This is a genomic window from Sphingomonas sp. Leaf30 (assembly GCF_001422525.1).
Classification (GTDB): domain Bacteria; phylum Pseudomonadota; class Alphaproteobacteria; order Sphingomonadales; family Sphingomonadaceae; genus Sphingomonas; species Sphingomonas aerolata.
Genome location: NZ_LMKZ01000001.1, coordinates 17,922 through 30,906 on the forward strand (window position 1 = coordinate 17,922; position 12,985 = coordinate 30,906).

The following is a 12,985-nucleotide window of genomic DNA, read 5'->3' on the forward strand; positions in this document are numbered from 1 at the left end:
CGCGCAGCACTGTGCGGGAGACGGGTCGATGCGGGTGATGATGGGTGTGATCGCGGCGGGACTGATCGTCGCAGGGTGCGGCGACAAGGATGCGCAGCGCGCCGAGGCGGATGCCGGCGCGGTCGGCTTCGTCCCCCCCTCGGTCACCTCGCGGCTCGATTTCGGCGCCAGCATGGAACGCCGCTTCCGCACACTCGACCGCAACGCCGATGATCGCATCACCAAGGACGAGCTGCCCTCCCCCAATGCCCGGATCAAGGCGTTCGACCGCAACAAGGACGGCGTGATCACCGAGGTCGAGTGGAGCGAAGGCACGCTGCGATGGTTCGACCGGATGGACCTGAACCACGACGGCACCGTCACCTCCGAAGAGCGCGCCGAAGCCCGCAAGCGCGAGGGGCGGTGATCGCCTGTAACTTTATGTCCTGACCGCACGGCTTCAGACGCGGATTTCATCGCCGATTGCGGGTTCGGCGGTTGACCTGATCCCTGTCGCAGCGCAGCAAGGCGCATGGCCAGTCTTCCCGCAATCGCGAACAATTCCGACATCCGTTTCCTCGGCACACTGCTCGGCGACGTCATCCGCAGCTATGGCGGACCGCGTCTGTTCGAGGCGACCGAGACGATCCGCAAGGCCTCGGTCGAGCGTCACCGCGGCCTCGCCGAGGGCCGGACCGACGATCACGCCGCGGTCGATCTCAGCCTCGAAAAGCTCAGCCTCGACGAGACGCTCGATTTCGTCCGCGGCTTCATGCTGTTCTCGATGCTCGCCAATCTGGCCGAGGACCGGCAGGGAATCGCGGCGGAGCACGGCGCCGACCTCGCCTCCGCGATTGCGCAGCTCGAAGCCGAGGGGATCGACCGGACGCAGGTCCGCGCGCTGCTCGACCATGCGCTGATCGTCCCCGTGCTCACCGCGCACCCGACCGAGGTGCGGCGAAAGAGCATGATCGACCACCGCAACCGCATCGCCGAGCTGCTCGCGCTGCGCGATGCGGGTCGCGACACCACCCCCGATGGCGACCGGGTCGACGACGCGATCCTGCGCCAGATCGCGCTGCTGTGGCAGACGCGCGTGCTGCGCCGCGACCGGCTCTACGTCACCGACGAGGTCGATACCGCGCTCAGCTATCTGCGCGACGTCTTCCTCCCCGCCTTGCCCGCGCTCTATCAGCGCTGGGACCGCGCGCTCGGCGAACGCACGCCGAGCTTCCTCAAGCCCGGCAGCTGGATCGGTGGCGACCGCGACGGCAACCCCTATGTCACCGCCGATTCGCTCAAGACCGCGCTCGCCCGCGCCAGCGAGGCGGTGCTCGGCTATTATTGCCAGGCGGTCCACGCGCTCGGCGCGGAGCTCTCGATCTCGACCGAGCATGCCGTCGCCGACCCCGCGGTCGAGGCGCTCGCTGCGGCAAGCGGCGACGACGCTACCAGCCGCGCCGACGAACCCTATCGCCGCGCCTTGTCGGGGATCTATGCGCGCCTCGCCGCGACGCAGCAGAAACTGACCGGCAAGGCCGCGCCGCGTCCCGGCCGCCTCACCGGCGCCCCCTATGCCAGCCCCGCCGATCTGCGCGCCGATCTCGTCACGCTCGCGCACGGGCTCGGCACCGCGCTCAAGACCGGCGGCGCGCTCGGCCGGCTGATCCGCGCGGTCGAGACGTTCGGCTTCCACCTCGCCACGCTCGACCTGCGCCAGAACAGCGCGGTCCACGAACGCGTCGTCGCCGAACTGCTCAAGGTGTCGGGCGTCGAGCCGGACTATCTCACGCTCGACGAGGACGCGCGCGTCGCGCTGCTCCGCCGCGAACTTGCCAATGCGCGCCCGCTCACCACCCGCTTTGCCGCGTATAGCGACGAGACCGCGGGCGAGCTCGCGATCCTCCAGGCCGCCGCCGACGCGCATGCCGCCTATGGCCCCGCCTGCATCACCAACTACATCGTCTCGATGGCGCAGTCGGTCAGCGACCTGCTCGAGGTGAACCTGCTGCTCAAGGAGGTCGGGCTCTACCGCCCCGGCGACACACCGACCGCCGCGATCATGGCGGTGCCGCTGTTCGAGACGATCGGCGATCTCGAGGCCGCGCCCGCGGTCATGACCGCCTGGTTCGCGCTGCCCGAGATCGCGACGATCGCCAAGGCGCGCGGTCATCAGGAGGTGATGATCGGCTATTCGGACAGCAACAAGGATGGCGGCTACCTCACCTCCACCTGGCAATTGTCCAAGGCTTCGACCGCGCTCAGGCCCGTGTTCGAGCAGGCGGGCGTCGGCATGCAGCTGTTCCACGGCCGCGGCGGCGCGGTCGGGCGCGGCGGCGGCTCGGCCTTCGCGGCGATCCGCGCGCAACCCGGCGGCACCGTGCAGGGCCGCATCCGCATCACCGAACAGGGCGAGGTGATCGCCGCCAAATACGGCACGCGCGACGCGGCGATGACCAATCTCGAGGCGATCGCCTCGGCGACCCTGCTCGCCAGCCTCGAACCCGAACGCTTGTCGAACGCCGACACCACGCGCTTCTGCGCCGCGATGGACTGGCTCAGCGACACCGCGTTCCACAGCTATCGCGACCTCGTCTACGGCACGGTCGGCGGCGACGAGCGCGGCTTCCGCACCTTCTTCCGCCAGATGACGCCGATCGCCGAGATCGCCGGTCTCAAGATCGGCAGCCGTCCCGCCAGCCGCACCAAGTCCGACCGGATCGAGGATCTGCGCGCCATCCCCTGGGTGTTCAGCTGGGCGCAGGCGCGCGTCATGCTCCCCGGCTGGTACGGCGTCGGCCAGGCGCTCGCCGGGTTCGAGGACAAGGCGCTGCTGCGCGACATGGCGCAGGGCTGGCCGCTCTTCGCCTCCGCGCTCGCCAATCTCGAGATGGTGCTGGCCAAGTCGGACATGGCGATCGCCGCACGCTATGCCGGGCTGGTCGAGGATCCGGCGCTGCGCGACACCGTCTTCGGCCGGATCCGCGACGGCTGGCAGCAGACGCATGACGGGCTGCTCGACGCGACCGGCCAGTCGCGCCTGCTCGAAAAACACCCCGCGCTCGAGGCGTCGATCCGCCTCCGCCTGCCCTATATCGAACCGCTCAACCTGCTCCAGATCGAACTGATCAAACGCCGCCGCGCCGGCGAAGAGGATGCCCGCATCGGCGAAGGCATCCTCCTCTCGATCAACGCGATCGCCACCGGCCTGAGAAACTCAGGCTAACGCCCTCTCCCCTCGGGGGAGAGGGAAGGGGCCCGCGGCCCGTGCCGCGGGAAGGGTGAGGGCAAGTGAGGCCAAGACCCTCACCCCAAACCCCCCACCCAAAACCCTCAGCCCGCCGCACCAAAAAACGGCGCCGCAATCTCCGGCCGCACGCGCAGCAACCGCCCGCTCGCCCGGTCGAGCAACGCCCAGGTCGTCACCGCGTCCAGCTTCACGCGCCCGTCGTCGCCGACGAACCGCACATGCCGGTCGAACCGCGCGCCCTTCGGCCCGCCCTCGACCCAGGTCTCGCCGGTCACCGTCTCGCCCGCGACCACGTTGCCGCGATAGTCGATCTCGTGCCGCGTCACGACCCAGACATAGGCGGCCTTGTGCTCGGCGGGCGCGACCGCCTCCCAATGCGCGGTCGCGATCCGCTGGATCCACTGGACCCAGACCGCATTGTTGACGTGCCCCAGCTCGTCGATATCCGCCTCGGCCGCGGTGATCGTCATCGTGAAGGTCATGCGCTGCGCTCCCGCCATTTCCGCCACGCGAACCAGCCGCCGCCGACCGCCAGCAGCGCCGCCGCGCCGAACAGGATCAGCCGCCCGGTGCCGATCCGCCCGAGCATCTCCTCGATGACGTTGCCGAACGCATAGCCGATCGCGCTGAACACACAGCCCCACACGATCGCCGCGGCGAGGTTCACCGCCAGGAACAGGCGCTGCGAAATCCGGCTCGTCCCGATCGCGATCGGGCTGACCGTGCGGATCCCGTAGACGAAGCGATAGGCGAAGATGAACCGCCGCGGATAGCGTTCGAGCAGGTCGATCGCGCGCGCATAGGCCGAGCGCCGCCGGATCGCCGCAACGGGGCGCGACTCGCGGAAATACCGACCGCCCGCAAAGAACAGTTGGTCCGCGACGAACGACCCGATCACCGCCGCCGCCATCGCACCCGCCAGCGACACCAGCCCCTGATGCGCGAGCACCCCGCCCGTCACGACCGCCGCCTCCCCCTCGACCCCTGCCCCCAGAAAGATCGCCACGACGCCGTACCGCGCCACCAACGCCTCGATCGTCACGCGGCAAGCAGTCCTTGGTCACGCGAAGGCGCGAAGGCGCAAAGAAGGGTGGTTCGCGCAGAGGCGCAGAGGACGCTGAGAATGGTGTGCATCTTCTCTCTGCGTCCTCCGCGTCTCCGCGCGAAAACTCTAAATCTTCGCGCCTTCGCGCCTTCGCGCGACCCAGGTCTCACCCCGCGACGCCCAATTGCCACAGCACGAACGCATGCTCCTCCGCCGCCTCGCGCAGCGACTCGAACCGGCCCGATTTGCCGCCATGCCCCGCGCCCATGTTCGTCTTGAGCAGCAGGACATTGTCGTCGGTCTTCATCAGCCGCAGCTTGGCCGCCCATTTCGCCGGCTCCCAATAGGTCACGCGCGGGTCGTTGAGCCCGCCGCTGATGAACATCGGCGGATAGGCCTGCGCCTTGACATTGTCGTACGGCGAATAGGAGCGGATCAGCGCGAACGCCGCCGGATCCTCGATCGGATTGCCCCATTCGGGCCATTCCCCCGGCGTCAGCGGCAATTCGGCGTCGAGCATCGTGTTGAGCACGTCGACGAACGGCACGTCGGCGATCACCGGGCCCCAGAGCGCGGGGTCGGAATTGACCACCGCCCCCATCAGCTCGCCACCCGCCGACCGCCCCGCGATCGCGATCCGCCCCGCAGACGTCCACTTCGCGTCGACCAGTGCCTTGGCCACATCGACGAAATCGTTGAACGTGTTCTCGCGCTTCTCCAGCTTGCCGTCGAGATACCATTGCTGGCCGAGGTCATCGCCGCCGCGGATATGCGCGATCGCATAGGCGAAGCCGCGATCGAGCAGACTCATCCGCCCGGTCGAGAAGCCCGGCGGGATCGCATAGCCGTAAGCGCCATAGGCATAGAGGAACAACGGCGCCGACCCGTCGCGCACGAACCCGGCCGGATAGACGATCGACACCGGAATCTCGGTGCCGTCGCGTGCGGTGATCTTCAGCCGCTCGGTCGCGTATTTCGCCGCGTCGTAACCGCTCGGGATCTCCTGCACCTTGAGCATCGTCCGCTCACCGGTATCGACGTCATAGTCGTACACCGTCCCCGGCGTGACCATCGACTCATAACCGAGCCGCAGCACGGTCATGTCATATTCGGGATTATCGCCGAGCCCGGCGACATAGCTCGCCTCGGGAAACTCGATCCGCTTCCCCTCAGTCGGCGTCTCGTACCGGTGGATCGCGATCTGATCGAGCCCGTCCTCGCGCCCGTCGACCACGAAGAAGTCCTGATAGCACTCCACCCCGGTCATGTAGAAGGTCGGGCTGGCCGGAATCAGCTCGGTCCACGCGCCCGGCTCCTCGACCAGCGCGGTGCACAGGCGGAAGTTCGGATCGACGTCGTTGGTGTGGATGAACAGCGTCCCGTCATGCTCGTCGACGTCATATTCGCGGCCAACTTTCCGCGCGGACACCAGGATCGGCACCGCCAGCGGCTCGTGCGCGGGCAGCAGGTAGATCTCGCTCGTCACATGGTCGCTCGTCGCGATCACGATCCACTTGCGCGAACTCGTCTCGCCGACGCCGACGCGGAAGCCCTCGTCCTCCTCGTGGAACAGCACGACGTCGTCGCTGATCGGCGTCCCCAGCCGGTGGAACCGCGCATTGTCGGTCCGCCACTGCTCGTTCGCCAGGCCGTAGAGGAAGCCCGCATCGTCCGCGGTCCACACGATCTCGCTCAGCATCCCCGGGATGACGTCGGGCAGATGCTCGCCGGTGTTCAGGTCCTTGACCCGGACCTCGAACCGCTCGCTGCCATTGTCGTCGATCGCATAGGCGAGATAGCGCCCGTCATTGCTGACCGAGAACGCGCCGAGCCGGAAATATTCATGCCCCTCGGCCAGCGCCGGCTCGTCTAGCAGCAGCTCGTCGTCACCGCCCGCGACGGGCTTGCGCCACCATTTCTTGTACTGGCCGCCGGTCTCGTAGGCGGTCCAGTAGAGCCAGTCGCCGTCCTTTTGCGGGACCGAGGATTCGTCCTCCTTGATCCGCGCCTTCATCTCTTCGTACAACGTGTCGGTCAGCGCCTTGTGCGGCGCCATCTGCGCCTCGAAATAGGCGTTCTCGGCGGCGAGATACGCCAGCACGTCCGCGTCATCGACCTCGGGATAGTTGGGATCCTTCAGCCACGCATAGGGATCCTCGATCGTCACGCCATGCGCGGTGAAGCTGTGCGGCCGCTGCTCGGCACGCGGCGGTACGGATGGGGTCTCGGGCGAAGAGATGGCAGGGGAATTCATGGTCATCCCCCCTGTTACCGCCCCCACGACCGGAAGCCAACGCACCACGCCCCCTCCCCGCAAGCAAACCCCGCTGTCCTACACGCCGCGTTTCTGTCACAACACGCGCCATGCCCCTCCCAAGGCCCTGTCCCGGCCCCAATCGCCCGCACACGCCTCGCCCGCGCGGCACCCGACCGGCACGCTGGACCTGACAAAGCCGCATTTTTTGCTGCCAGCGTCTCAACATTCACAACATTCAGATCGACGAAAGCCCCGATGACCCGATCCAGCCCGACCCGACTCACCGCCCTGCGCGCCCATCTCGCCGCCGCCGGCCTCGACGGCTTCGTCGTGCCGCTGACCGACGAGCATATGAGCGAATATGTCGGCGGCTATGCGCAGCGGCTCGGCTGGCTGACCGGCTTCCAGGGCTCGGCGGGCAGCGCCGCGGTGCTCGCCGACCGCGCAGCGATCTTCACCGATGGCCGCTACACGCTCCAGGTCCGCGAACAGGTCGATGGCGATCACTGGGAATACGCCCCCGTGCCGCAGACCAGTGTCGCCGCCTGGCTCGGCACGCACGTCGCCGAGGGCGCGCGGATCGGCTATGACGCGTGGCTGCACACCAGCGCCTGGGTCGCCGAAGCGAGCGCAGTGCTCGCCGATCGCGGCGCTGAGCTCGTCGCGGTCGACGCCAACCCGATCGACGCGATCTGGACCGACCGCCCCGCGCCATCGCCCGCCAGGATCACCATTCAGCCCGACGCGTTCGCCGGCGCCTCGTCCGCCGAGAAGCGCGCGCGGATCGCCGACTGGCTCGCCGAACAGCGCGCCGACGCGGTCGTGCTGTCCGCGCTCGACTCGATCGCCTGGACGCTCAACATCCGCGGCGACGACGTCAGCCACACCCCCGTCGCGCTCAGCTATGCGATCGTCGGCGCCGACGGCACCACCGACCTGTTCGTCGCACCCGAAAAGCTCGACGACACCGTCCGCCAGCATCTCGGCAACGCGGTCCGCGTCCATGATCGCACCGCGTTCCAGCCCGCGCTGCGCGACTATGCGGGCAAGCGCGTCGCCGCCGACCCCGAACGCGCCGTCGCCGCGATTTCCGACGCGCTTATCGCCGGCGGGGCCAAGGTCCTCGCGATGCGCGATCCCGTCGTGCTCGCCAAGGCGCTCAAGAACCCGGTCGAGATCGCCGGCCACCGCGCCGCCTCGGTCCGCGACGGCGCCGCGCTCGCGCGCTTCCTGCGCTGGGTCGAGACCGACTGCGCCGACGGCAGCCAGACCGAATTGTCCGCCACCGCGAAGCTGCTCGCCTTCCGCGACGCGACCGGGCTGCTGAAGGACACCTCGTTCGACACGATCTCGGCGACCGGCGCGCATGGCGCCAGCCCGCACTACCACTGCACCGAAGAGTCGAACGTCCCGCTCGAGCCCGGCCAGCTCTATCTGGTCGATTCGGGCGGGCAATATGCCGATGGCACCACCGACGTGACGCGCGTCATGCCGATCGGCGCACTGTCACCCGAACAGGGCAAGGAGATCCGCGACCGCTTCACCCGCGTGCTCAAGGGCCATATCGCGATCGCGACCGCGGTCTTCCCCGACGGCACGCTCGGCGGCCAGATCGACGCGTTTGCAAGGCGCCCGCTCTGGGAGGCCGGTCTCGATTTCGCGCACGGCACCGGCCACGGCATCGGCGCGTACCTGGCGGTTCATGAAGGGCCGCAGCGGATCGCCTCGCCCAACTACCCCGGCGGCGCGGCGATGGAGCCGCTGCGTGCGGGCATGATGCTGTCGAACGAGCCCGGCTATTACAAGGCGGGCGAATACGGCATCCGGATCGAGAATCTGCTGCTGATCGAACCGCGCACGATTCCCGGCGCGGACCGCGCGATGCTCGGCTTCGAGACGCTGACCTTCTGCCCGATCGAGCGCACGCTGATTGAACCGTCGCTGCTCACTCAGCCCGAACTCGCGTGGTTGAACGCCTATCACGCGGAGGTGCTGGACACGCTCTCGCCCGAAATGACCGGCGACGACCTCGCCTGGCTCCGGGCAAAATGCGCGCCGATCGGCTGACCGCCTCAGTCCACAGGCGGCTCATCCGTAGGGGGAGCCGCGGCGGGCTCGGCCGCCGCGGCACGCGCCTGTGCCTTGCGACGGCGCAGATTCTCGCGCAGCGCGGCGGCCATGCGGGCCGCTTTTTCCGCCGCTTTTTCATCGTTCGATTGCATAATAACGCCCTACATCGTCGCGCGACGCCTTGACAATCGTCCCGCCCTCGTCTCTTAGCCCCACTCCGCCGACAGCGATGTCGACGAGTGCTGCCGTAGCTCAGTGGTAGAGCGCATCCTTGGTAAGGCTGAGGTCGTGAGTTCAATCCTCACCGGCAGCACCAGCTTTTTTTCATCCGACCGCCGCGTGGACCCGACGTCCCGCCGGCCCTGCGATAGGGGCCCAAGGTCGGCCAACCCAACCTGACCAAAGTCTGTCGGCAATGGCCGCCGTGGCAGCGACGCCTTGCCGTGACGCCGTCCTGTGCCTAAACCGCTCTCATAATACCAATGAAATACCGGAGAGCTGTTATGACGCGACGCATGGCCATGACGGGGACGTACGCGGCCCTGATCGCGACGGGCTTGGCGGCCACGGTCTCCGCGCAGGGTGCCGCGCAGCCGGTGACGATGCCCGCCATCTTCCCCGCGCCGACGTCGGTCGCGCTGCGGACCGGCACGATAACGCTCGGCCGATCGGTGGTGCTCGTCGCCCCAGCCGGCACCGACGGTGACAGCGTCGCGCTGGTCCGCGAGATCCTGCGCGCCGCCGGAGTCACGACGATCACGACCGCGCGACGGCTGCCCGCCGCACCCGATCGCCCGCACATCCTGCTCGGCACCGGCGACACCGCGATCGTCCGCGACGCGCTGGCCCGCGCCGGTACCGTCCGCGATACACATCCCGAAGGCTATACGATCGCCACGCTCGCGGCGGGCAACAGCGGCATCATCACGCTGGCGGGCCAGGACGCGGACGGACTGTTCCATGCCGTCCAGACGTTCCGCCAGCTCGCGGCACGCCCGGTCCTCCCCGCGCTGGTGATCCAGGATCATCCCGCGATGCCGATGCGCGGCACGATCGAGGGCTTTTACGGCAAGCCTTGGACGATGGCGGACCGGACGAAGCATCTCGACTTCCTCGCCACCGTCAAGGCGAACACGTATGTCTACAGCCCCAAGGACGATCCCTATGCGCGCGATCGCTGGCGCGAGGCCTATCCCGCGGCGACTTTGTCCGCGCTCGGCACGCTGGTTGCGACCGCACGGCGCAACCATGTCGATTTCGTCTATGCGGTGTCGCCGGGCCCATCGGTGTGCTTCTCAGACCCCGCCGATGCTCAGGCGCTCGAACGCAAGTTCGCCGCGCTGCGATCGATCGGCGTCCACAGCTTCTATGTCGCGCTCGACGACATCGAATATACCAAATGGAATTGCGAGCGGGACAATGCCAGTTTCGGACCATCGGGCGCCGAGGCTGCGGGCATCGCGCAATCGCGCCTGCTGAACGCGGTCCAGGCGGATCTGCTCGCAAAGGATCCGTCGTCGCGCCCGCTGATCATGGTGCCGACCGAATATTACGACGCGAAGGAAACCCCGTACAAGGCGGCGCTGCGCAAATATCTCGATCCCCGCGTCGTGGTGCAATGGACCGGCACCGATGTCGTCCCCCCCGCGATCTCGATCGCCGATGCGAAGACCGCGACCAAGGCCTTTGGGCGCAAGACGCTGCTGTGGGACAATTATCCGGTCAACGATTATGCCCAGACCACCGGGCGGCTGCTGCTCGCGCCTTATGCGCGGCGCGAGGCGGGGCTGGCGGGCGAACTGACGGGGATCCTGTCGAACCCGATGAACCAGGAGGCGCCAAGCCGCGTCGCGGTGACCGGCGTTGCCGCGTTCGGCTGGAACGACAAGGACTATGACGCGGACCGGACGTGGCAGTTCGCCGCCCGCGAGCTGGCGGGCGGCGATGCGCGCGCGACCGCGGCGCTGCTGAGCTTCTTCGATACGCAGCATCTCGCCCCGACCTTCGGCAGCCAACCCTGGCAGCCCCAGGCGCCCAGGCTCAAGGCGCAGCTCGACGCCGTGCGCCTCGCGCTGGCGGAGGGCGACGCGGCGGCCCGCGGCCTCGCGCTCGTGGATCTGGCCAGGGCGGCGGACACGCTGGCGGCGGCGCCTGACACGATCCGCTCGGGCACGATCGATCCGGGCTTTGCGGACCAGGCACGCCCCTGGCTCGATGCGATGCAGCTTTGGGGCCGCGCGCTCCAGATGACCGCCGCCGGACTCGACGCCGCGAACCGCGACGGCGCGGCCGCCGCCGGTTATTTCGCCGAAGCGCGGCGTCTCGCCGCACAGGCCGCGGCCGTCCAGACCATCCCCGGTGCGACGCGGTTCGACGGTGCGATCCGGGTTGCCGACGGCGTGCTCGACCGGTTCGTCGCGGACGCCCCGACGCTGATCGCCGCCGCATCCGCCCCAGCCGTGTCTGCTTCCGCCGAAGCCGTGCGGTAGCGTCGGCGGCGCCGCGCGTGGCGCCTCAGTGCGCGATCGCGCGGAGCGCCGACGCCTCGGTCGCGGACAGCTGGTCGATGCCGCTGGCGGGCACCTGGAACAGGCCGCGCGCGTCAGCGCGGCTCCCCGCCGCGTTGCTCGCGCTCCATTTGGCGAGCCACGGCGACAGCAACAGCCCGAGCGTCACCGGCGCCAGCCACAGCGCGGTGATCGGAACGGCGGGCGAGATCAGGAGCAGGGCGACCCCCGCCGCCAGATGCCAGCGATAGCGCGGCACGACATCCGCGATCGACAGCCCGTCGCGATCCCGGTTCTGCGGGCTCCAGCCCGAGGGCTGGCCGCGGAAGATGCTGATCAGGTCCATCGTCTGCGTAAGCATGATGACCGGCGCGGACAGCATCGATAGCGGAATCTCGGCAATGGCCGACACGATGATCGCCCGCGCGCCTCCGAACGCCGCGCGCCGGCTCCGGTCGGACACCGCCCAGATGATACCGAGCAGCTTGGGGCCGAACAGCAGGATGACCGTCAGCGCCAGCACGCGCGCCGAAGTGGTCGCCTCGACCAGCTTGCTTTCGCCGGCAAAGGCCTGCGCGATGGTCGTCAGGATCAGGACCAGCCAGGCGGGCGACGTCATGTATGCCGACGCCCCGATCGCCAGCTGCAGCCGGTTGACCGGATGGAACCCGTCCGACCCCAGCAGCTTCAGATGCTGGATATTGCCCTGCGCCCAGCGCCGGTCGCGCACCGCCATATCGATCAGCGTCGGGGGAAACTCCTCATAGCTGTCGTCGATCATGATCAGGTGCACCGCCCAGCCGCGCCGCCGCAGCAAGGCGGCCTCGACCATGTCGTGGCTCATGATCGCGCCGCCGAACGGCGGGCCGCCGGGCAGCACGGGCAGGCCGCAGCTTTCGGCAAAGGCCCGGGTGCGGATGATCGCATTATGCCCCCAGAAGCTCGCCTCCGACCCCGACCACCAGACCAGACCGGCGGTCGAGATCGGACCGTACAACCGGCTGTTGAACTGCATCCAGCGCTGGAACAGCGTGGTCGCGCCGCGGATCGTCGGCACCGTCTGCAACAGGCCGACCGAGGGGCGGCGCTCCATCACCTGCGCCATGCCGATCATCGCGTCGCCGCTCATCAGGCTGTCCGCGTCGAGCACCAGCATGTGATCATAGCCGCCGCCGAAGCGCCGGACCCAGTCGGCGACATTGCCCGGCTTGCGCGCGACATTGTCGGTCCGGCGGCGATAATAGAGCGGTACGCGCGATCCGGGGGCGAGCACCTCCCAGGCCGCGACCTCCTGTGCGCCCGACTCTTCGCCCGAATCGCTCAGCACGAAGAAGGCGAAACTGCCCGCCTCGCCCGCAGCCTCGATCGCGTGCATCATCCGCGCGATCCGGCCGAACACCGCGTCGACATCCTCGTTATGGACCGGGATCAGCACCGCGGTCTGCCCGGTCAGCGGCTGGCGATGCTGCGGGACCGGCACGAAGCCCGGATGCATCCGCGTCATCAGCAGGACGAACCCGATCAGCGCGTTGAGAAACCCGAACGCGATCCACGCGAAGAGCGGGAAGAACAACACGAGCAGCGCGACGTCCCACAGGTCGATGCCGTCGCCGAGCAGCGAATCCTGGACTGCCGCCGAGGCGGTGGTGGCTAGCAGCATCGTCAGCAGGAACAGGAGCAGTCGCCGCGACGACATGCCCTCGGGCGAGGTCAGCGTGTCCGAGCCGTTCGACGGTCCGGCCAGCGGGTCGGGTGTCGGTCCGCCCCCGGTGCCGCGCGCCCGGAAATTCTGCAGCGGCATGTCGATCGGGACGTCGGCGGGCAATCGTGCCGGAAGTGCGGGATGACCGGGGCGGCCCGGGCTGTCCACGGTCATG

Annotated in this window: 9 protein-coding genes and 1 tRNA gene; 5 read left to right on the plus strand and 5 right to left on the minus strand. The window is 68.7% G+C overall.

Translation table 11 applies throughout. The features are described from left to right. The first annotated feature begins 28 nt into the window (after positions 1 to 28). On the plus strand, positions 29 to 406 hold the full coding sequence (locus ASE89_RS00095) for an EF-hand domain-containing protein (protein WP_056409745.1): 378 nt from the start codon (positions 29 to 31) through the stop codon (positions 404 to 406). Between the two features lie 105 nt (positions 407 to 511). Next, positions 512 to 3,205 (plus strand): phosphoenolpyruvate carboxylase, encoded by a 2,694-nt coding sequence (gene ppc / locus ASE89_RS00100; protein ID WP_056672892.1) that lies wholly within the window; start codon positions 512 to 514, stop codon positions 3,203 to 3,205. 107 nt (positions 3,206 to 3,312) lie between these two features. Here the strand turns inward: ppc and ASE89_RS00105 are convergent, their stop codons facing one another. The 3 genes from ASE89_RS00105 to ASE89_RS00115 form a co-directional block, all read right to left on the minus strand. After that, positions 3,313 to 3,711 carry an acyl-CoA thioesterase gene (locus tag ASE89_RS00105; protein WP_192003543.1) on the minus strand — a complete coding sequence of 133 codons (399 nt, stop codon included), beginning with the start codon at positions 3,709 to 3,711 and terminating at the stop codon, positions 3,313 to 3,315. Next, entirely contained in the window at positions 3,708 to 4,271 is a 564-nt protein-coding gene (locus tag ASE89_RS00110; protein WP_056672898.1) for a DedA family protein, read from the minus strand. Before ASE89_RS00110 ends, ASE89_RS00105 begins: the two co-directional genes overlap by 4 nt. 169 nt (positions 4,272 to 4,440) lie before the next feature. After that, positions 4,441 to 6,528 carry a S9 family peptidase gene (locus ASE89_RS00115; protein ID WP_236701567.1) on the minus strand — a complete coding sequence of 696 codons (2,088 nt, stop codon included), beginning with the start codon at positions 6,526 to 6,528 and terminating at the stop codon, positions 4,441 to 4,443. 258 nt (positions 6,529 to 6,786) lie between these two features. On the opposite strand from ASE89_RS00115, the gene ASE89_RS00120 reads away from it, so the two are divergent. Beyond that, a complete protein-coding gene (locus tag ASE89_RS00120; protein ID WP_056672905.1) occupies positions 6,787 to 8,598 on the plus strand; it encodes an aminopeptidase P family protein in 1,812 nt (603 codons plus the stop codon). A 5-nt stretch (positions 8,599 to 8,603) separates the two neighbouring features. Here ASE89_RS00120 and ASE89_RS20675 read toward each other — a convergent pair whose 3' ends face one another. After that, positions 8,604 to 8,753 carry a hypothetical protein gene (locus ASE89_RS20675; RefSeq protein ID WP_168427513.1) on the minus strand — a complete coding sequence of 50 codons (150 nt, stop codon included), beginning with the start codon at positions 8,751 to 8,753 and terminating at the stop codon, positions 8,604 to 8,606. Between the two features lie 89 nt (positions 8,754 to 8,842). Between ASE89_RS20675 and ASE89_RS00125 the strand changes: the two genes are divergently transcribed. Beyond that, positions 8,843 to 8,917 (plus strand) — tRNA-Thr (locus ASE89_RS00125). 187 nt (positions 8,918 to 9,104) lie between these two features. Then, a complete protein-coding gene (locus ASE89_RS00130) occupies positions 9,105 to 11,090 on the plus strand; it encodes a beta-N-acetylhexosaminidase family protein (protein ID WP_056672906.1) in 1,986 nt (661 codons plus the stop codon). Positions 11,091 to 11,115: 25 nt separating this feature from the next. Here ASE89_RS00130 and mdoH read toward each other — a convergent pair whose 3' ends face one another. Then, positions 11,116 to 12,984, minus strand: coding sequence for a glucans biosynthesis glucosyltransferase MdoH (mdoH, locus tag ASE89_RS00135; RefSeq protein ID WP_056672910.1), 1,869 nt, complete (start codon positions 12,982 to 12,984; stop codon positions 11,116 to 11,118). Between the last annotated feature and the right edge of the window lies 1 nt (position 12,985).

Excerpts from the sequence above, each read along its gene's own strand:
- ASE89_RS00095 (WP_056409745.1), top strand. The coding sequence starts at position 29 with ATGCGGGTGATGATGGGTGTGATCGCGGCGGGACTGATCGTCGCAGGG.
- ppc (WP_056672892.1), top strand. The coding sequence starts at position 512 with ATGGCCAGTCTTCCCGCAATCGCGAACAATTCCGACATCCGTTTCCTC.
- ASE89_RS00105 (WP_192003543.1), bottom strand. The coding sequence starts at position 3,711 with ATGACCTTCACGATGACGATCACCGCGGCCGAGGCGGATATCGACGAG.
- ASE89_RS00115 (WP_236701567.1), bottom strand. The coding sequence starts at position 6,528 with ATGAATTCCCCTGCCATCTCTTCGCCCGAGACCCCATCCGTACCGCCG.
- ASE89_RS00120 (WP_056672905.1), top strand. The coding sequence starts at position 6,787 with ATGACCCGATCCAGCCCGACCCGACTCACCGCCCTGCGCGCCCATCTC.
- ASE89_RS20675 (WP_168427513.1), bottom strand. The coding sequence starts at position 8,753 with ATGCAATCGAACGATGAAAAAGCGGCGGAAAAAGCGGCCCGCATGGCC.
- ASE89_RS00130 (WP_056672906.1), top strand. The coding sequence starts at position 9,105 with ATGACGCGACGCATGGCCATGACGGGGACGTACGCGGCCCTGATCGCG.
- mdoH (WP_056672910.1), bottom strand. The coding sequence starts at position 12,984 with ATGACCGTGGACAGCCCGGGCCGCCCCGGTCATCCCGCACTTCCGGCA.